Source organism: Burkholderia puraquae (genome assembly GCF_002099195.1).
Classification (GTDB): domain Bacteria; phylum Pseudomonadota; class Gammaproteobacteria; order Burkholderiales; family Burkholderiaceae; genus Burkholderia; species Burkholderia puraquae.
Genome location: NZ_NBYX01000011.1, coordinates 107,741 through 126,775, shown reverse-complemented (window position 1 = coordinate 126,775; position 19,035 = coordinate 107,741). Strand labels below are relative to the sequence as shown.

The following is a 19,035-nucleotide window of genomic DNA, read 5'->3' as shown; positions in this document are numbered from 1 at the left end:
CTTAGCGTCGCCCGCGCGGCGCCCAAAGTCGGATTCGTCACATGCTAACGGGGTGGGGGAATATGCATGGAGGCCGGTGTTCCACGATTCGCACGACGATCGATTCGCCGGGTGCGGCCACCCCAAACTTTCAGTCGGTGTCCGGCCGCCGAACGGGAGACCAGTCGATGGAACCCGACTCCACGAACTTGAGCCGTTCGCGCAATTCCGGATGTACGCCCGCCTGCATCAGCAGCGCCATGCCGCCCAATCGCCGCGCGTCCTCATCGGTAATCGGGCACCCGTCATTCGGTTCGGCATGCGGCGGAATCGTGATGGCGACACCTGCCTTCATTTCGCGGTCAAGGACGGCCTGCACGTCGCGGCGAAACACCGTGCACAGCGTAACCTGTTCGGTCTCCTCGTCGTAAAATACGATGGTGGCGCGTCTCGGTTTGCTCATGTCACATTCCTCTACAAGTCTGGAATTTTTCGAAAGCACGTTGCCCGCACAGTGCGTAGGTCCTGGGGTCTTTATACATCGCGCCAGCGGCCGCACACATTTCCATGTCGATTTCGTATCGTGCGAAACACTGTTCCTCTTGAAACGCGTCGACAGCCGCCATGGTCATGGCGTCGCCCCACGGTGAATCGTCGAGCGAGAACGGTGTCGCCTCGCTGAGCAGCGCACTATCAACCCGTACGGGCGCGATGTCGGCAATACCACTGCCGGTGCCAGCTATGACGCTCTCCAGGTATCGTATCAACTCATCAGCCGATACATCGCTCGGCCGCGCCCAACGCGGGATTGGCTTGTCTGAAGACCGCAACGCCATCGGTGCCACTCTACCGAACCGGTTCCCACGAGGGAAAGGGGGCATGGACGGCTGACCACCAGAAGCGCCGCCACTCACCGCCACGCGCTCGATCTCGACGACGACCCGCCCATCCTCGATGGCAGACCTGAGCACATCGAGCGGTGCACCACGAACGGTACCAAGGCCCAACTGCCGCACATACATCACCGCATTCGTCGTCAGGCCTGCATACTTCGGCCAGTGCAGCATCAGTTCGGAGATTGCGGCGCGCTGACTGGCCAACAACGTCCCACGTCCCGCGCGTGTCAGCGTCGCGCGCTTTCCCGAACCCAATTCGATTGCGATTGAAGCCATTCGAAACCCCGGCGTTACCGTCGGGCGTATCTACTTTTCGCGACACGATGCCACAAGCTCACGGTTTTCATGGAACACGCAAAAAACCCGCGCACGGCGGGGCTGACGGCTCGCATTGTTTCCCCAAGACATGCCGCCGAGGCGCTGTGGCTCGCTGTTTGGCGCCCGGCAGACGCCCGCATTCCGGACGTGTACGTATATGCGCCCTGCGCCGGAAACCTTCAAATTCTGTTACCTGCCCCAGGTAGTCCCTGTCGTTCGCTTAATACCGCGTCACCAGATACAGACCGGCGCCGCGAGCGCCATGCCTCACCACGCGAGCCCGCCGCTCGTCTCGCCGCGCACGACGAGCGCGATCTGAAAACGTTAGAAAAAGTCTCAAGTCGGCCAACAAGAGCTGCAAAACTACACTGATCGCGGTAATAGCGAAGGCTACCGTGATCGGTCGGCATGTCGGCATCAACGCTATCCGGCACGATTGGTGGGGATATCACCGGCTCGATCATCCGATCCAAACTCGATCGGTCTGCTCGACAACCTGCTAGAGTTGCCGGTCAATTTACAGAAAGGAATATGTAAGAATTTCGCGACCTATCCCGAGAAAGTCCAGATGTCGAAATGTCCGAGTTTTTCCACGGCCTTCCATGCAAACATGACCGCGTTGCATATGCCCGTTCCAACAACTCTTTTCGCAACACTACAAACGTCCATCGTCAGCGTTGCCGCGATGATGGATGTCTTGAGAACATTAGGTGCAGATGCAACGATCGGTGAACTGATTGGCGCCACGACGAAGCTGGAAGGCGTCACCATCGGCAGTTCGATTCTTGCCAGCATCTACCTGGGCGCAGTCATTGGCAGCTTGATGGTCGCAACCGATGCGTCATTGGCATGCGGAGTCGGCAAGCGAGGAATCGATATGTCCTTGGCGGTCGCTCGATGGGGCACACGTTACGGACTCGCGGTTCATCCTCTGGTCATGGCTCAAGTTCTGCGCCATCCCGAAGTGCTTGCACCGGGCTCGCACAGCTATCTCGGCCTGAAGGCGAACACGGCGATCCGGGGTGCGCAATGAAGTGGCTTGCAGACCGATTGCTTCTCATCGTCACGGCACTGATTGTCACGGCCGTAGGTTGGGCGATCATCAGCGCGACAGGCGAATGGTTTCCGATCCTGATGACGGTGGCCGCGTTCGCTTCACTGTGGATCGAAAACGCGCGGCTGCGCAAGCTGCTCGAACAAAACGGCATCGATCCGCGACGACGCAAGCGCTAGTCGCCCGAAAAAAGCGACTTGCCGGCCTTTCCTCACTCGGTTCTGCCGTACATGCGAGACGCGTCCGAACGCGATGCGCATCCAACCGGATTGTCGCGTCGTCATCGGAGAATCGGTCGCCGTCATCCGCGCTCGCCGTTCGCGTCGTCCGACGCCAGCATGTGCGGAATCTCGTCGACCAGCGCATCGACGACGACGCGCACCTTCGACGGCACGTGACGCGCCGCCGGCCGCACCGCGTACACCTCGGCGCCCGACACGCTGTTGCTGTCCATCACGAGCGCGAGGCGGCCGTCGCGCAGGTAAGGCGCCATCAGCCAGCACGGCAGCCAAGCGAGGCCCGCGCCGGCCGCGGCCGCATCGGCAATCGCCTGCAGGTCGTCGAGCCGCAGGCGGCCGGCCGGGCGATGGTCGTGCACCGCACCGTCCGCGCCGACGACCCGCCATGGGGTCGGTTGCCCGCCGCGCGAATACGCGATGCCGACGTGCGACGCGAGTGCGTCGGGCCCCGCCGGCCGGCCATGACGTTCGAGATATGCGGGCGCCGCGCAGATGCCCATGCGCTGCACGCCGAGCCTCCGGCCGACGAGCGCGCTCGTATCGGCCAGCTCGCCGATGCGCACCGCGATGTCGAAGCCGTCGTTGACCAGGTCGGCCACGCGATCGCTGAACGACACGTCGATTTCGAGCCGCGGATGGCGCTCCACGAGGCGCCGCATGACGGGCGCCACGCATTGCCGCCCGAACAGCACGGGCACGCTGATGCGCAGCCGCCCCGCCGGCTCGCGCTGCCCCGCGTCGAGCGCGGCCTCCGTCTCGCCGAGTTCGGCCAGCAGCCGCCGGCATTGCTCGTAATAGACGAGCCCTTCGTCGGTCAGTCCGAGCTGGCGCGTCGTGCGCTGCAGCAGCCGCGCGCCGAGACGCTGTTCGAGCCGCGCGACGATCTTCGCGACCGCCGAGCGTGTCATGCCGAGACGCAGCGCCGCCGCCGCGAAGCTGCCCGACTCCACGACGTCGACGAATTCGGCGACGCCCCTCAACCGCTCGTCCATGCAATTCCGCTCCGGTGGAATGACTGGTTTGTGTCCGCACTGGCGACAATCGTTGGCCGAATTCTCGCCAATGCGTCCCCGTACGCAACACTATGATAGTCCCGACTATCTCGAAAAGGAGCGGACATGCATGCATGGCAACTGAAACCGGGCGACGGCATTGCCGGGCTTCGGCGTATCGACGCGACGCACCGCGCGGTCGGGCCGACCGACGTCGTCGTGAAGATCCACTCGGCCGGACTGAACTATCGCGACCTGATGTTCGCGCGCGGCGACTATCTCGGCATCGGCAAGGAAGCGCTGATTCCGGTTGCGGACGGCGCCGGCGAAGTCATCGAAACCGGCCGCGACGTCACGCGCTTCAAGCCTGGCGATCGCGTGATCAACACGTACTTCCCGCACTGGATCGACGGGCCGCCAACGCCGCAGAAAACGTCGGGGTCGCCCGGTGCGCAATTCGACGGTGTGCTGGCCGAACACTTCGTGTCCGACGAAGCCGCGCTGGTCGCGATTCCCGCGCATCTGAACTACGACGAGGCGGCGACGCTATCGTGTGCGGGCGTCACCGCGTGGAACGCGCTGTTCGCCGACGGCGGCCTGGCGCCCGGCGCGACCGTCGTGCTGCTCGGCACGGGCGGCGTGTCGATCGTCGCGCTGCAGCTCGCGCATGCCGCGGGGCTGCGCACGATCATTACGTCGTCGAGCGACGAAAAGCTCGAACGCGCCCGCGCACTCGGTGCGGACGCAACGATCAACTATCGCGCAACGCCCGAATGGCAACATGAGGTGCTGCGGCTCACCGGCGGCGCAGGTGCGGATCTGGTCGTCGAGGTCGGCGGCAAGGATACGCTGCCGCGCTCGGTCGCCGCGACGAAGATGGGCGGCATCGTGTCGGTGATCGGCGGCCTCAGCAGCTTCGCCGGCCCCGAACTCGGGCTGCTGTCGCTGATCGGCGGGATCCGGCAGTTGCACGGGATCATGGTCGGCAGCCGCGCGATGCTCGACGATGTCGCGCGGCTCGTCGACGCGAAGCAGATCAAGCCGGTGGTCGATCGCGTGTTCGGCTTCGACGAAGCGCCGCAGGCGTATGCGTACCTGCAGTCGGGGCAGCACTTCGGCAAGGTCGTGATTCGCGTCGCGCAGTAAACGCAGCGAGGCGACGGGGCGACTCCGTGCCGCGCCCGCCGCCTCGCTGCCCTTCCCCTGTCGCCCCGTCAGAACCTGTGACGAATCCCCGCGTGAACCATCAACTGCTTCGACGTCGATGACAGGTCTGCCGCACCGGGAATATAGGCCTGGTCGAGCGACGAGCCGGTCGCATCGCCCGCGATCCGCTGGTACGCACCCATCAGGTACACGTCCGTACGCTTCGACAGGTTGTAGTCGGCCATCAGCCCGAGCGAATGGATCTTCGGCTTCGCGGTGCCCGTCGTCGCGTCGTAGCGCACCGTCGTGTACACGTACTGCGCACCGACGAACAGTGCGGGCGTGAACTGGTATTTGCCGTTCACTTCGAAGTTCTGGTACTTGATCGACGACACCGTGCCACCCGCGAGCGGCCCTGTCACGGGCGCGATCGTTTCGTCGCCGAACAGGTAGCCGACGTTCGCGGTCGGCCGCGTGACGTTGCTGTTCGTGTACGCGAACCCGACCGTCGCGGGCCCCGCCGTGTAGTTGATGCCCGCCCCGAAGATCCGCAGCCGCGCCGACGCGAAGTTCGCATCGGCGCCGACCGATCCCGCCCCCGCGATCGCGCCGCCCGACGTCGCACCCGGGTTGTCCGCGTTCAGGAACGCCGCGCCGACGAGCAGCCCGCCCTGCTCGTACTGCGCGCCGACGCTCCACTGCCGGTTGTTCGCGAAGCCCGTGTCGTTGCTGAAGCTGTACGTGCCGCCGAACGAGAAGCCGGCGAAATCGGGGCTCGCATACTTGACCGTGTTGTTCACGCGAAACGTGTTGCCGGTGTTGTCGTTGTCGAGCGGATGCGAGAACGGATAGACGCCCCAGCTGCCGTTCGCGGTCGTCGGCGCGAGATAGTCGACTACCGCATCGTATTGCCGGCCGAGCGTCAACGTGCCGAAACGCGTGCTGCCGAGCCCGACGTAGGCCTGCCGCCCGAACATGCGGCCGCCCTGCGCGAGCGTGCCGCTGTTCACGTTGAATCCGCTCTCGAGCTGGAACAGTGCGCTGTAGCCGCTGCCCAGATCCTCGGTACCTTTCAGCCCCCAGCGGCTGCCTTGCGCGAAGCCGCTCGCCATTTGCCAGGCACTGTGGCCGCCGACATTGTTCGTGTAGTCGATGCCCGCATCGACGAGGCCGTACAGCGTGACGCTGCCTTGCGCGAACGCAGGCGCTGCACACAGCGCCGGAATCGCGACGAAAAACGATCTCCAGTTCATCCGTAATCCTTATTTATATTGTCGTGATTGCCCGTTTTTACGGGCGTCGCCGCTTACTTCGCGCCGTAGATGTCGAAGTCGAAGTACTTCCGGTTGATCCGCTGATACGTGCCGTTCGCGAGGATCGTCGCAAGCGCACGGTTGAAGGCGTCGCGCAGGTCGTTGTCCTGCTTGCGCAGCCCGAGCCCGTCGCCCTGCCCGAAGTACTTCACGTCGTCGATCGCCGCGCCGACGAACGCGAAATCCTGGCCCTGCGGCTTCTTCAGGAAACCGTCGCTGGCCGCGATCGATGCCTGGAACGCCGCGTCGAGCCGGCCCGTCACGAGATCGGCATAGACCTGGTCCTGGTTCTGGTACGACACGACCTGCACGCCGGCCCGCTGCCAGTTCGCGATCGCGTAATCGGCCTGCGCGGAACCTTGCTCGACGCCCACGCGCTTGCCCTTCAACGCGTCGGCCGTCGGCAGCAGCGGCGACCCCTTGCGCGCGACGAGGCGCGCCGGCGCATTCGAGATCCGGTTCGTGAATGCAATCTGCTGCTGCCGTTTCGGCGTGATCGTCATCGACGACGCAATCACGTCGAACTTGCGCGCGAGCAGCCCCGGAATCATCCCGTCGAAGCTCGATTCGACCCACACGCAGCGCGCATGCAGCTCCGCGCACAATGCGTTCGTGATGTCGATCCCGAAGCCCGTCAGCGTGCCGTCGGGCAGCTTGTATTCGAGCGGCGGGTAAGTCGGATCGACCGCGAGGCGGATCTCCTTGCCCGCCCAGTCACCGGCATGCGCCGCCCCTGCCGCGAGCGCCACCGCAAGCGCCGCCATCCGTTTCCACTGCTTCATTGCCAGTCTCCTTCCTTGTGTGAATCGTCAGTCAAAATCGTGCGGGGCCGTCACGCGAGGTAGCGTTCCGCCAGCGCAATCCAGTAGCTCGCGCCCGTGGCAAGGCACGCGTCGTTGAAGTCGTAGCCGGGGTGGTGCAGCCCGCATCCGGCGGCGCCGTCACCGTTGCCGATCGACAGGTAGCTGCCGGGGCATGCGTTCAGCATGAACGCGAAATCCTCGCTTGCCGCGATCGGCCGCAAATGCGGGATCAACGCGGCCTCGCCGCCCCATTCGCGGGCGACGTCGCGTGCAAACGCAGTTTCCGCCGCGTGATTGACGAGCACCGGGTACGCGTGCCGGTAGTCGATCTCGGCCGTCGCACCATAGCTCGCGGCCTGCCCCTGCACGATCTCGTGAATGCGCCGTTCGAGCAGCGCGCGCACGTCCGGCGACAGCGCACGCACGCTGAGTTCCAGATCCGCGTGCGGCGGGATCACGTTCGATGCGGTGCCTGCATGGATCGAGCCGGCCGTCACGATCGCCAGGTCCTGCGGGTTCACGTTGCGCGACACGACGGTCTGCAGCGCCATCACGATCGACGCGCACACGACCACCGGATCGATCGTCGTATGCGGTGCCGCGCCATGCCCGCCGCGCCCGGTCACGCGCACGCGCACCTCGTCGGCCGATGCCATCGCCGGGCCGTCGCAGAAGCCGAGCACGCCGGCCGGCAGGCCCGGCACGTTGTGCATCGCGAACACCGCATCGCACGGAAACTGCGCGAACAGCCCGTCGTCGATCATCCGTTTTGCGCCGCCGAGCCCTTCCTCGGCCGGCTGGAAGATCAGGTTCAGCGTGCCTGTGAAGCTTGCGCGCTCGGCCAGGCAGCGCGCCGCCGCGAGCAGCATCGCCGTATGGCCGTCGTGGCCGCACGCGTGCATCACGCCGTCGCACCGGCTGGCATGCGGCAGCCCGGTCGTCTCGCGGATCGGCAGTGCATCCATGTCCGCGCGCAGCCCGAGCCGTTTCCCGCGGCCTCGCGTCAATGTGCCGACCACGCCCGTGCCGCCAAGCCCGCGCGTCACCCGATAACCCCACGTTGTCAGGAAATCGGCCACGAGGTCGCTCGTCGCATGTTCCTCGAAGCCGAGCTCCGGATGCGCGTGCAGCCGGCGGCGCAATGCAATCATGTCCGTCTCGATGGCCGCCATTTCCGGCTGGATAGGTTTGTGGTCCAACCCCGATTCTCCTCGATGCATTCCGGTTGCCGATCGCCCGAATGACAGATCGTGGCCGCATCGTAGGCAGCGAAAATCCCGGCGAACAGCCCCGGTTTCGTTATGATGACAACCTTTCGTTGTCGGGTATCGCACCATGAGCACGATCAAGCTGCATCAGCTGCAGGCACTCGTCGCGAGCGCGGAAGCCGGGAGCATCCGCGGCGCGGCGCGCACGCTCGGGCTGTCGCAGGCGGCCGTCACGCGCGCGCTGCGCGAACTGGAGGCCAGCGAGCGTCTGCCGCTGCTGGTCCGCGCGCCGGAGGGGATCGGCTTCACCGAATACGGAAAGACGCTGCTCACGCACGCGAAGCTCGTGCTGAAGCAGCTCGAGCACGCGCAGAGCGATCTCGAACGCATGCGCGGCCGCGTCGAGGGCCGGCTGAGCATCGGCGTCACGCCGTGGCTCACGATGACCTTCCTCGCGGAAACGGTGCTGCGCTTTCGCGAGCGGATGCCCGACGTGCGCCTCGAACTCTACGAAGCGCTGATGGCCGTCGCGCAGCCGCTGCTGCGCGACGGCAGCATGGACTTCGCGCTCGGGCACGTGCAACCGGGCAGCATGCAGGAATTCGCGTTCGAGCCGATGCTGCGCTACGAAACCTCGGTGATGGTGCGCGCCGGCCACCCGCTCGAGCACGCGCGGTCGATCCACGACCTGCTCGAGAACGACTGGGTGCTGAATTTCGCGGCCGACGGGCAGGCCGCGCTCGTCGAGTACCTGTTCACGCGCCACGGCGCTGAAATCGACGAGCGGCGCATCGTGCGCGCGCAGTCGGTGGCCATGCTGCAGACGATGCTCGAACAGGCGGACATGTGCACGTGGTGCCCGACGATCCTCGCGGCCGTGCCGTCGTTCGGCGAACGGATGCGCGCGTTGCCGTTGAAGGAAACCTTCGAGCCGCGCGACCTCGGGATCGTCACGCGGCGCAGCAGCACGCTGAGCGATGCGGCGCGCTGCTTCATCGACTGCCTGCTGCACGTGATCCGCCGCCATGCGCGCTCGGCACGCAAGGCGGATCTCGCGCTGTTCAGGACGCTGTCGCTGCTGATCTGACGCGCGGCCCGGCGCGCCCTTCGTCCTAAGCGCCTCCGTGAAAATGCTTTTCCGAATCCGTTATTGGATCGCGCCGCCGCGCATTTTTATACTCGTCAGCACTCTCTGTTAAAGAGTGCCAGCCCATTTCGACAGATCAGCACAGGACGAACAAATGAGCCTACGCCCCTTGCACGACCGCGTGATCGTGAAGCGACTCGACCAGGAAACCACCACCGCGTCGGGCATCGTGATCCCCGACAGCGCCGCGGAAAAGCCCGACCAGGGTGAAGTGATCGCCGTCGGCCCCGGCCGCAAGGATGCGGACGGCCAGCGCATCGTGCCCGACCTGCAGGTCGGCGAGCGCGTGCTGTTCGGCAAATACGCCGGTCAAGCCGTCAAAGTGGACGGCAACGAGTTTCTCGTGCTGCGCGAGGAAGACATCGTCGCGGTCGTCAATCAATAACGGAGCGCAATCATGGCAGCCAAGGAAATCATTTTCAGCGACGTCGCACGGGCCAAGCTGACCGAAGGCGTGAACATTCTCGCGAACGCAGTGAAGGTCACGCTCGGGCCGAAGGGCCGCAACGTCGTGCTCGAGCGCAGCTTCGGCGCGCCCGTCGTCACGAAGGACGGCGTGTCGGTCGCGAAGGAAATCGAACTGGCGGACAAGCTGCAGAACATCGGTGCGCAGCTCGTGAAGGAAGTCGCGTCGCGCACCAGCGATGCGGCCGGCGACGGCACCACGACGGCCACCGTGCTCGCGCAGGCGATCGTCCGCGAAGGCCAGAAATACGTGGCAGCCGGGCTCAATCCGCTCGACCTGAAGCGCGGCATCGACAAGGCCGTCGTAGCGGCCGTCGACGAGCTGAAGAAGATCAGCCGGCCGACCACCACGAGCAAGGAAATCGCGCAGGTCGCGACGATCTCCGCGAACGGCGAGGAGTCGATCGGCCAGCGCATCGCGGAAGCGATCGACCGCGTCGGCAAGGAAGGCGTGATCACCGTCGAGGACGGCAAGTCGCTCGCGGACGAACTCGATGTCGTCGAGGGGTTGCAGTTCGATCGCGGCTACCTGTCGCCGTACTTCATCAACCAGCCCGACAAGCAGATCGCCGAAATCGAAAGCCCGTACATCCTGCTGCACGACAAGAAGATCTCGAACATCCGCGACCTGCTGCCGGTGCTCGAACAGGTCGCGAAGTCGGGCCGGCCGCTGCTGATCATTGCGGAAGATGTCGAAGGCGAGGCGCTCGCGACGCTCGTCGTGAACAACATCCGCGGGATCCTGAAGACGGTGGCCGTGAAGGCGCCGGGCTTCGGCGACCGCCGCAAGGCACTGCTCGAGGACATCGCGATCCTCACCGGCGGGCAGGTGATCGCCGAGGAAACGGGCCTGACGCTGGAGAAGGCCACGCTGGCGGAACTCGGCCAGGCGAAGCGCATCGAGGTCGGCAAGGAAAACACGACCGTGATCGACGGCGCGGGCGATGCGAAGAACATCGAAGCGCGCGTGAAGCAGATCCGCGTGCAGATCGAAGAGGCAACGTCGGACTATGACCGCGAGAAGCTGCAGGAACGCGTCGCGAAGCTCGCGGGCGGCGTGGCGGTGATCAAGGTCGGCGGTGCCACCGAGATCGAAGTGAAGGAGAAGAAGGATCGCGTCGACGACGCGCTGCACGCCACGCGCGCGGCCGTCGAGGAAGGCATCGTGCCGGGCGGCGGGGTCGCGCTGATCCGCGTGCGGCAGGCGATCCGCGAACTGCACGGCGCGAACGCCGACCAGAACGCGGGCATCAAGATCGTGCTGCGCGCGCTCGAGGAGCCGCTGCGCCAGATCGTCACGAACGCGGGCGAGGAAGCGAGCGTGGTCGTCGCGAAGGTTGCCGAAGGCTCGGGCAACTTCGGGTACAACGCGCAGACGGGCGAATACGGCGACCTCGTCGAATCGGGCGTGCTCGATCCGACCAAGGTCACGCGTACGGCACTGCAGAACGCGGCGTCGGTCGCGGGGCTGCTGCTGACGACCGATGCCACCGTGTTCGAAGCACCGAAGGATGCGGCGCCAGCGGCTGCGCCGGGCGGCCCGGGTGCGGGCGGGCCTGGGTTCGACTTCTGACGGTGCCGCGCGTGTGCCGGTTCACCGGCATGCGCTGCGAGATGCAGGCAGATAACGCGTGGCGACGAAAGTCGTCACGCGTTGTTGCGTTTGATCGGCGATGCAGGGCCGCGCGAAGGCCCGCAGCCGTGCTCGGGTGAGATGAAAGCCCGCCCCGTCGCACCCGACCGCGATCCCGCGCGCGCCGCGCAACCTTTACGACCTTTTTACTTGCGGCCGTGCGTGCGTTCACTAGAATGTGTTCGCAATCCACCACCGAGCACGCACATGCGCATCCGAAGTCCTCGCCCGCCGAGTTGCTTTTCTGCCTGACAGGCAGGACGCCTGCGTCTCGCTTTTCCCGAGCCACCGTCCTGCCGACAGGCGGACGGTGCGCGCCGTAGTCATTCCCGCGCACGCTTGAGCACGATGTCGATGCGTTGATCGCGCATCGTGCGGGCAAGCGTGTCCGCGCGGAAAATCCCGTGCCACGACGCGCCATCGATCCGCCGCCCCGGCACGATCGATCGCATGCCCTTTCCTGGCATCTCGATCCGGTCGAATTACTTTGCATACCTGATTTAACCAACGGAAATTTCCGATACCGGAGCCCGGTCATGTTCGAGATCGACAGGCAGTACACCCGCGAATTCATCCACACCGCCTGCGGCGGCAGCAAGCAGGCGTTCCTGCCGACGAAGAACGGCAAGGTCGTGGCCGCCTGCTTGCGCACGGACCTCAACCCGCAAGCGCCCGACGTGATCCTCTGCGACGGCAGCGCGTCCGCGCGAGCGGCCGGCAGGACGCTCGCCGCGCAACGCGACGCGATTCCTGTGTTCATTCGAATGGCAACGGACGCGTACCGCTTCGTCGGCCAATACGTCGTCAGTGAATCGCTCACCGCCCCGCTCGACTGCGCGCCTTACGTGCGCAACAGCGGCTTCACGTCCGGGCAGATCTCGCGCGTGCTCAAGCTCGAGCGCCGCTGATCCGCTTGCGGGGCGCGTTGCGCGCCCCGTCCCGGTCATCATTCATACAGGAGCAATCATGCTTGGCCTGACGTTCTGGAAACACGTGATCGGTGCGCGGACCGATGCCCTCCGCGATGACAGGGCCGCAGCACACGACCGGCACCGCCGGGTATCGAGAACGCTCGTGCTGACCAGCGCCGCGGTGGCGTTCGCGGCGATCGCGTTCGGCGCGCCGGTCGTCGGCATTTCGGTGTTTCTGCTGACGACGCTGCCGTTCGTGCTGTCGGGCACCTGAAGGCGCGCGTACCGGGCGCGTCGCGCACGCCGCGCCCCAATCGATACACAATTTTAATGCCGCCCCCCTGCGTATCTGACACCGTCTTTACGCGCTTTTGTCTAGGATTTCCCTGTCATTCCCGACACGGAGAGATCCGCATGCAAACGCAGCAGGCCGCCTCTAGCGGCCAACCCGACCTTCCCTGCCGACGCGGCCGCGCATCGTTCGCGCCCCGACTCGCCGATGCCTGTCCGCCAGACAACATCCTGCTCGACGTGCCAGCCGAAAGCGCAATCCAGTTGTTCGACCTCGTCGCGCGATATATCGAGCGCAGCAGCGGCGTTTCCGCGGAACGCATCAGGACCGAGCTGATCAAGCGCGAACAACTCGGCTCGACGGGGCTCGGCCAGGGCGTCGCGATTCCGCATGCGCGTGTCGACGGGCTCGGCTCGGCCGTCGCGCTATTCGTGCGCACGCTGTACCCGTTCGCGTTCAACGCGCCGGACCGCAAGCCCGTGCGCGAATTCATCGTGTTGATCCTGCCGAAAGCGGACGATCGCGCGCACCTCGAACTGCTCGCCGACGCGGCGCGGTGTTTCAGTGACCGCCCGTTCCGGCAAGCGTCGCGCGACGCGCTGACGCCCGACGAGATTCACCGGCTCATGCAAAGCACGCACTGACGCCGCACCGTGCGGCGTCGTGCACTCCCTTCATCCATCCGGATTCCCATGTTCCCAGACCCTGAAAGTCCTACCCTTACGTCGCGCCGCGTGGCCGGGCTGGCGCGCTCGCTGCCGTTCATGCAGGCCCTGCACGGGCAGACCGTCGTCATCGTCAAGAGCGGTACCGCGAACGATGCGCACACCCGTGCGGCCTTCGCGCAGGATGTCGCGCTGCTCGCGCTCACCGGTGTTCGCCCGGTCGTCGTCCAGGGCATACCGGCCGCGGCCGAAACGCAATCGGTCCACACCACGCACGCAGCCATGGCCGGCATCAACCATGAACTGGTACGCCTGATCGGCAGTCACGGCGCCAGGGCAATCGGCATCGACGGTCACGACGGCGGCCTGCTGGTTGCCGGCGCGGAACCCGACCGCGCAAGCACGAGCACGGTCGCTCAATTCGACGGGGCCGCGTTGAACGCACTTCTCGAAAACGGACTCGTGCCCGTCGTGATGCCCGTCGCGCCGGACGACGCAGGCCACGATCGCCTGCTGCGCCCTGAACGGCTCGGCAGCCTCTTCGCGCAGCGCACGGGCGCCGTCACGCTGGTGATGATGGTCGAAAGCACGCTGCTGCGCGAACTCGGCGAGCTCGCCGGGCTCTACGGCATCACGGAACTCGAGCAATGGCTCGCCGAGCACCCGGCCGCCACCGCGGCGCCCTGCGTCCGGGAAGCGCTCGATGCGCTCGCGCACGGCGTGCAGAACGTCCATCTCGCCGATATCGGGCAACCCGAATCGCTGATCGACGAACTGCTGACGGAGGAAGGGTCGGGTGTGGTGTTCTGCCGCCGTGGCAACACCGACCTGCTGTCGGAAACCCGCCGCTACTTCGCGGATTCGGCGAGCGTGCTGCGCGACGGTTTCAACGTCGAGCAGAAGCAGGTCGTGCGGTTCTGACTTTTGCGGCAATGGAACGCTTGCGGCGACCCGCCAGGGCCGCCGCAAGCGAACGACGTCAGCGCCGCGTCGCCAGCCGCCGCACGACGCTCACCAGCGCATCGACTTCGTCGCACGTGTTGTAGAACGCGAGCGACGGCCGCACCGTGGCCTCGAGCCCGAAACGCCGCAGGATCGGCTGCGCGCAGTGATGCCCCGAGCGCACCGCGATACCCTCTTCGTTCAGCGCCTGCCCGACTTCTTCGGTCTCGTAACCCTTCAGCACGAACGACAGCACGCTGGCCTTGTCTCGCGCGGTGCCGACGAGCCGCACGCCCGGCACCGGCGCGAGCACGCTCGTCGCATACGCGAGCAGGTCGTGCTCGTAGCGCGCGATGTTCTCGATGCCGACCCGGTTCACGTAGTCGAGCGCAGCCCCCAACCCCACCGCATCCGCGATGTTGCCGGTGCCGGCCTCGAACCGGTTCGGCGGCGGCTGGAACACCGTGCGCTCGAACGTCACGTCCGCGATCATGTTGCCGCCGCCCTGCCAGGGCGGCATGTCGTCGAGGATCGCGCGCTTGCCGTACACGACGCCGATCCCGGTCGGCCCGTAGATCTTGTGCCCGGAGAACACGAAGAAATCCGCATCGAGCGCCTGCACGTCCACGCGCATGTGCGAGATCGACTGCGCGCCGTCGACGAGCGCCTTCGCGCCGGCGCGATGCGCGAGCTCGACGATCTCCTTCACCGGCACGACCGTGCCGAGCGCGTTCGACACCTGCGTGACGGACACGATCTTCGTGCGGTCGTTGAGCAGCTTCCGGTATTCGTCGAGCAGCACCTGCCCCGAATCGTCGACCGGAATCACGCGCAGCTTCGCGCCTTTCTGCGCGGCAAGCTGCTGCCACGGCACGATGTTCGCGTGATGCTCGAGATGCGACACGACGATCTCGTCGCCTTCGCCGACGTTCTGCACGCCCCACGTCTTCGCGATCAGGTTGATCGCCTCGGTCGTGCCGCGCACGAACACGATTTCATCGGGCGACGATGCGCCGATGAAGCGCCGCACGGTGTCCCGTGCGTGCTCGTACGCATCCGTCGCGCGGCCGGCCAGCGCATGCGCGGCGCGGTGGATGTTCGAGTTCTCGTGCGCATAGAAATATGCGAGCCGATCGATCACGGCCTGCGGCTTGTGCGTCGTCGCCGCATTGTCGAACCACACGAGCTGCTTGCCGTTCACGCGCTCCTGCAGGATCGGGAAATCGCGGCGGATCGCGTTCACGTCGAACGGCGGGTGCGCGCCGCGATGCACCTGGCCTTGCGGCTCGGCTGCGTGCGCATCGTCGATGAAGTAGCGCGGCACGTCGGTGCCCGGCGCGCGCGACACCGGCACATCGCGATGCACGGCGAGCAGTTCGCGCAACGCCTCGTCGCCCGGCAGCCCGAACGCTTCCGGCGATGCGAGGCCGTTCGACGGCACGACGATGTCCTGCGGCGTCGCCTGCCAGCCCTGCAGCGAACCGTCGGTGAAGTAGTACGGCGCGGCCTTCGCCGCGCCTTCCGGTGCCGGCGCATTCACCTGCGGCACGCCGAGCGCCGCGCCGCCGACGCGCGGTTCGAGCGCAGGTGCAATCGACACGACCTGGTCGGGCAGCCCGTTCTGCGCGGCTGCATGCGGTGCGAGCGCGGGTGCGCGGTTGCCGAGCGACAGCACGTGCGTCGGTGCGGACGGCGCAAGGTTCGCGCCGGGCACTTTCCCTTGCGGGAGCGCGAGGCCCGGCACGCCGGTACCCGCGCCGCCCGGCCCCGCGAGCGGCGAACCGCCCGGTACCGGGTTGCTCACCGACGCGAGGATCGGCGCGGCGGCCGGCAATGCCGACGGCACGCCGCCCACTGCACCGCTGCCTGCCGACACCCCGGGCGCGGTGGCCTGCCCGGGCGGCGTCGAGAAGAATTCGGACGCGAGCCGCGCAAGCGTCGCGGGATCGGGCAAGCCGGCCGGCAGCGGCGCGTGCGGCAGCGCGTGCGCGTCGCCGCCGGCCAGGCCGGGATTAACGGTAGGTGTCGGGATAGTCATGGAACTTGGCGATTTCGACGTCATCGAGGACAGCCAGCGCATCCGGCGAATGGACCGCGAGCGAGCAATACAGCGAGATCAGGTACGACGCGATCGCCTGGTTGTTGATCCCCATGAAGCGCACCGACAGGCCCGGGCCCTGCTCACCCGCGACGCCCGGCTGATAGAGACCGACGACGCCCTGCCGCTTGTCGCCGACGCGCAGCAGCAGGATCTTGGTCTTGCCGTCCGCGACCGGCACCTTGTCCGACGGGATCAACGGAATGCCGCGCCACGTGAGGAACTGCGAGCCGAACAGGCTGACCGTCGGCGGCGGCACGCCGCGCCGCGTGCATTCGCGGCCGAATGCGGCGATCGCGAGCGGGTGCGTGAGGAAGAACGCGGGTTCCTTCCACACCTTGGTCAGCAACTCGTCGAGATCGTCCGGCGTCGGCGCGCCCGTCAGCGGGAAGATCCGCTGGTCGTCGGTCACATTGGCCAGCAGCCCGTAGTCGGGGTTGTTGATCAGCTGGCTTTCCTGCAGCTCCTTGATCGTCTCGATCGTCAGGCGCAGCTGTTCCTTGATCTGGTCGTGAGGACTGCTGTAAAGATCGGAGATCCGCGTATGCACGTCGAGCACCGTACTCACCGCGTTCAGGAAATACTCGCGCGGCTGTTCCTCATACGGCACGAAAGTCTGCGGCAGCACGCTTTCGTCCTCGAGCTGCGTGCACGCGGCGCGCACGGCTTCCGGGTTCTTCACCTGGTTCAGGCGATAGATGCCGGCCTCGACCGGCACCCATTGCAGCAGATGGGTCAGCCAGCGCGGCGTGATCGTGGAAAGCTGGGGGACGGTCTTGGTAGCGTTCGCTAGTTGGCGGGCGGCGTGATCGCTCAGCGCGGCCGTGCCGCTTGCAACGGTCGACATGTGTGGCTCCGGGTTCTTAAGATGAAAAACGGGATTGCTTATGACGCTCGGTGATTATCGGAAGCACGCACCTGCCGGCTCAACATGCTATAGCCGTCATGTCGCGTGCAATCGAAAAGGAAAGGAAACGAAACGAAGCGGCCTCAGGTGACGTACGCGCCCGGCAGCAGCGTCGAGATCGACACGTCGAATGCGCGTGCGATCTTGTCGGCCGTGACGATCGACGCGATCGCCTCGCCGCGCTCGATCTCGCCGACATACGAACGGTTCAGCCCCGCATGCTCGGCCAGCTGCTCCTGCGACCACGTGCGCGCTTCGCGCAGCTTGCGCACGTTGGCGCCGAAGTGATGGATGAGGTCACTCATCACGCCCCCTATGCGACGGAAGCCGCCGCGCGCGGCGCAACGTTCGCTTCGCTGCGCAGCACGGCCTGCGTGATGTTTGCGCCGGCCGGCACGTCCTGCGTGAGCCAAACGTTGCCGCCGATCACCGCGCCGCGCCCGATCGTCACGCGGCCGAGGATCGTTGCGCCTGCATAGATCACCACGTCGTCCTCGACGATCGGATGGCGGGCGAGCCCCTTCTCCAGATGGCCGGCCGCATCGCGCGGAAAGCGCTTCGCGCCGAGCGTGACGGCCTGGTACACGCGCACGCGCTCGCCGATGATTGCCGTCTCGCCGATCACGACGCCGGTGCCATGGTCGATGAAGAAGCCCGCGCCGATGCGCGCCCCCGGATGAATATCGATGCCCGTCTCCGCGTGCGCCTGCTCGGCGATGATCCGCGCGAGCAGCGGCAGGCCGAGCCCGTACAGTTCGTGTGCGAGCCGGTGGTGGATCATCGCGAGGATGCCCGGGTAGCACAGCAGCACCTCGTCGACGCTGCCGGCCGCCGGATCGCCGTGGAATGCGGCCAGCACGTCGCTGTCGAGCAGCCGGCGGATCTCGGGCAAGCGTGCGGCGAATGCCTGCACGGCCGTCGACGCGACGTCATCGACGTTGTCGACCAGCCCGTCGGCATTGCGCTGCCGCGCCGCGTAGCGCAATTCCAGCTTCACCTGCGCGAGCAGCGCGTTCAGCGCCGTATCGAGCGCATGGGCCACGTGGAAATTCTCGCTCTCCTGGCGCAGGTCGGGCGGCCCGAGCCGCATCGGGAACAGCACGCCCTTCAGCGCGCCGACGATCTGGGCGAGTGCCTCGCGCGCCGGCAGGTCGCGCCCGCCCGGTTCGAGCGAGCGCCGCTGCTTCTCGCGCCACGCGCGGCGCACGCTTTGCAGCGATTGAACGATGTCGTCGATGTCGAATGCGGCCATGCTGCTTTCTCCCTGTAACGGCCGTGAATCAGTCCTGTGCCCACGGCAGGCCGCGAAAGCGCCAGCCATTGCTGCCGCCGCGATGCTGCCGTTCGTCGAGGTCGCCCTCGAACCCTTCGAGCACGTTGAATACCTGCGTGAAGCCGCCCTTCGCCGCGGCTTCCGCCGCCTGCGCGGAGCGGTTGCCGCTACGGCACAGCAGCAGCACGACGGCGTCCTTGCCGGTCTTCGCTTCCAGCTCCCGCACGAAGCGCGGGTTGCGCGTCAGGCTCGTGCCCGTCGCCCACGGCACATGCAGCGACGCCGGCACGTGGCCGACGAATTTCCGCTCCTCGGCCGTGCGCACGTCCACCAGCAACGCATCGCCGGACGAGAACAGCGCCCACGCGGCTTGCGGCGCGACGCCGCCCGCGTAGGGCGTGCCGGCCGCTGCCGCAGCCGCACGCGCGTCGTCGAGCGCCTGCTGCGCGGCGGTTCGTTCTTCCAATGCAACCGTCATGACACGTCCTTGTTTTCGTTGATTCGTATGATCAAAAAACACCGGGAATGCGGCCGTTGCAGCTTGCGTGCTGTCTATAGCCGTCAGCGCCACTATGCGAGTGCGGCCACGCAAGCAGAACCAATAAAAATTCATTTCCTAATCAGCGGAGGGAGGAATGCAATGGCGGAGGAGCGTGAACGAGCGAATGGATTCGTCGCGCTTCGCGACGGCCGGAGACCGTCGCACGGAGCGCGAGATAGCGGATGGGGAATCAGGATGATCGCGACATGACGT

Annotated in this window: 22 protein-coding genes; 10 read left to right on the top strand and 12 right to left on the bottom strand. The window is 66.2% G+C overall.

The genetic code is table 11. From position 1 onward, the window contains the following. Positions 1–130 precede the first annotated feature (130 nt). Positions 131–442: a hypothetical protein gene (locus tag B7G54_RS21470; RefSeq protein ID WP_085040906.1), complete on the bottom strand. Its 312-nt coding sequence runs from the start codon at positions 440–442 to the stop codon at positions 131–133. 1 nt (position 443) lies between these two features. Further along, entirely contained in the window at positions 444–1,151 is a 708-nt protein-coding gene (locus B7G54_RS21465) for a hypothetical protein (RefSeq protein WP_085040905.1), read from the bottom strand. Between the two features lie 610 nt (positions 1,152–1,761). Here B7G54_RS21465 and B7G54_RS21460 point away from each other — a divergent pair. Together B7G54_RS21460 and B7G54_RS21455 are read left to right on the top strand one after the other, a co-directional pair. Then, positions 1,762–2,226, top strand: a complete 465-nt coding sequence (locus B7G54_RS21460) for a hypothetical protein (RefSeq protein WP_085040904.1) — start codon at positions 1,762–1,764, stop codon at positions 2,224–2,226. 17 nt (positions 2,227–2,243) lie between these two features. Next, positions 2,244–2,426, top strand: a complete 183-nt coding sequence (locus B7G54_RS21455; RefSeq protein WP_244289399.1) for a hypothetical protein — start codon at positions 2,244–2,246, stop codon at positions 2,424–2,426. A gap of 122 nt (positions 2,427–2,548) precedes the next feature. On the opposite strand, the gene B7G54_RS21450 is transcribed toward B7G54_RS21455, so the two are convergent. Beyond that, complete coding sequence (locus B7G54_RS21450) at positions 2,549–3,478, bottom strand: LysR family transcriptional regulator (RefSeq protein WP_085040902.1); 930 nt, start codon at positions 3,476–3,478, stop codon at positions 2,549–2,551. Between the two features lie 126 nt (positions 3,479–3,604). Here B7G54_RS21450 and B7G54_RS21445 point away from each other — a divergent pair, with 126 nt between their 5' ends. Beyond that, positions 3,605–4,624, top strand: a complete 1,020-nt coding sequence (locus B7G54_RS21445) for a zinc-dependent alcohol dehydrogenase family protein (protein ID WP_085040901.1) — start codon at positions 3,605–3,607, stop codon at positions 4,622–4,624. A 68-nt stretch (positions 4,625–4,692) separates the two neighbouring features. Here B7G54_RS21445 and B7G54_RS21440 read toward each other — a convergent pair whose 3' ends face one another. Genes B7G54_RS21440 through B7G54_RS21430 form a run of 3 tightly spaced genes read right to left on the bottom strand, consistent with a single transcriptional unit; the run spans position 4,693 to position 7,891 of the window. Beyond that, positions 4,693–5,877, bottom strand: coding sequence for a porin (locus B7G54_RS21440; RefSeq protein WP_085040900.1), 1,185 nt, complete (start codon positions 5,875–5,877; stop codon positions 4,693–4,695). Between the two features lie 53 nt (positions 5,878–5,930). After that, positions 5,931–6,719, bottom strand: coding sequence for an ABC transporter substrate-binding protein (locus B7G54_RS21435; RefSeq protein ID WP_085040899.1), 789 nt, complete (start codon positions 6,717–6,719; stop codon positions 5,931–5,933). Positions 6,720–6,769: 50 nt separating this feature from the next. After that, positions 6,770–7,891: a M20 aminoacylase family protein gene (locus B7G54_RS21430; protein ID WP_106409005.1), complete on the bottom strand. Its 1,122-nt coding sequence runs from the start codon at positions 7,889–7,891 to the stop codon at positions 6,770–6,772. A 184-nt stretch (positions 7,892–8,075) separates the two neighbouring features. Between B7G54_RS21430 and B7G54_RS21425 the strand changes: the two genes are divergently transcribed. The 3 genes from B7G54_RS21425 (at position 8,076) to groL (ending at position 11,133) form a co-directional block, all read left to right on the top strand. Beyond that, the gene (locus B7G54_RS21425) at positions 8,076–9,035 is read left to right on the top strand and encodes a LysR substrate-binding domain-containing protein (RefSeq protein WP_085040897.1); all 960 of its coding nucleotides are present in this window, start codon (positions 8,076–8,078) and stop codon (positions 9,033–9,035) included. 154 nt (positions 9,036–9,189) lie between these two features. After that, positions 9,190–9,480, top strand: a complete 291-nt coding sequence (locus B7G54_RS21420) for a co-chaperone GroES (protein WP_011356207.1) — start codon at positions 9,190–9,192, stop codon at positions 9,478–9,480. Between the two features lie 12 nt (positions 9,481–9,492). Continuing rightward, entirely contained in the window at positions 9,493–11,133 is a 1,641-nt protein-coding gene (gene groL, locus B7G54_RS21415; protein ID WP_085040896.1) for a chaperonin GroEL, read from the top strand. Between the two features lie 383 nt (positions 11,134–11,516). Here groL and B7G54_RS40010 read toward each other — a convergent pair whose 3' ends face one another. Then, positions 11,517–11,645 (bottom strand): hypothetical protein, encoded by a 129-nt coding sequence (locus tag B7G54_RS40010; protein WP_279628082.1) that lies wholly within the window; start codon positions 11,643–11,645, stop codon positions 11,517–11,519. An 84-nt stretch (positions 11,646–11,729) separates the two neighbouring features. Between B7G54_RS40010 and B7G54_RS21410 the strand changes: the two genes are divergently transcribed. The 4 genes from B7G54_RS21410 (at position 11,730) to B7G54_RS21395 (ending at position 13,982) form a co-directional block, all read left to right on the top strand. Further along, entirely contained in the window at positions 11,730–12,101 is a 372-nt protein-coding gene (locus tag B7G54_RS21410) for a DUF6697 family protein (protein WP_085040895.1), read from the top strand. Positions 12,102–12,159: 58 nt separating this feature from the next. Further along, positions 12,160–12,378 carry a hypothetical protein gene (locus B7G54_RS21405; protein ID WP_244289398.1) on the top strand — a complete coding sequence of 73 codons (219 nt, stop codon included), beginning with the start codon at positions 12,160–12,162 and terminating at the stop codon, positions 12,376–12,378. A gap of 140 nt (positions 12,379–12,518) precedes the next feature. Continuing rightward, positions 12,519–13,040: a PTS sugar transporter subunit IIA gene (locus B7G54_RS21400; protein WP_085040894.1), complete on the top strand. Its 522-nt coding sequence runs from the start codon at positions 12,519–12,521 to the stop codon at positions 13,038–13,040. A 48-nt stretch (positions 13,041–13,088) separates the two neighbouring features. Continuing rightward, positions 13,089–13,982, top strand: a complete 894-nt coding sequence (locus tag B7G54_RS21395) for an amino acid kinase family protein (RefSeq protein ID WP_085040893.1) — start codon at positions 13,089–13,091, stop codon at positions 13,980–13,982. A 58-nt stretch (positions 13,983–14,040) separates the two neighbouring features. Here the strand turns inward: B7G54_RS21395 and B7G54_RS21390 are convergent, their stop codons facing one another. The 5 genes from B7G54_RS21390 to B7G54_RS21370 all read right to left on the bottom strand — a co-directional run bounded on the left by B7G54_RS21390 (position 14,041) and on the right by B7G54_RS21370 (position 18,759). Continuing rightward, a complete protein-coding gene (locus B7G54_RS21390) occupies positions 14,041–16,041 on the bottom strand; it encodes a family 2A encapsulin nanocompartment cargo protein cysteine desulfurase (protein ID WP_085040892.1) in 2,001 nt (666 codons plus the stop codon). Next, the gene (locus B7G54_RS21385; RefSeq protein ID WP_021156739.1) at positions 16,016–16,948 is read right to left on the bottom strand and encodes a family 2A encapsulin nanocompartment shell protein; all 933 of its coding nucleotides are present in this window, start codon (positions 16,946–16,948) and stop codon (positions 16,016–16,018) included. Before B7G54_RS21385 ends, B7G54_RS21390 begins: the two co-directional genes overlap by 26 nt. A gap of 143 nt (positions 16,949–17,091) precedes the next feature. Beyond that, entirely contained in the window at positions 17,092–17,313 is a 222-nt protein-coding gene (locus tag B7G54_RS21380; protein WP_011356215.1) for a helix-turn-helix domain-containing protein, read from the bottom strand. Positions 17,314–17,321: 8 nt separating this feature from the next. Continuing rightward, positions 17,322–18,260, bottom strand: a complete 939-nt coding sequence (gene epsC, locus B7G54_RS21375; protein ID WP_085040891.1) for a serine O-acetyltransferase EpsC — start codon at positions 18,258–18,260, stop codon at positions 17,322–17,324. Between the two features lie 28 nt (positions 18,261–18,288). Further along, positions 18,289–18,759, bottom strand: coding sequence for a rhodanese-like domain-containing protein (locus tag B7G54_RS21370; RefSeq protein WP_085040890.1), 471 nt, complete (start codon positions 18,757–18,759; stop codon positions 18,289–18,291). Between the last annotated feature and the right edge of the window lie 276 nt (positions 18,760–19,035).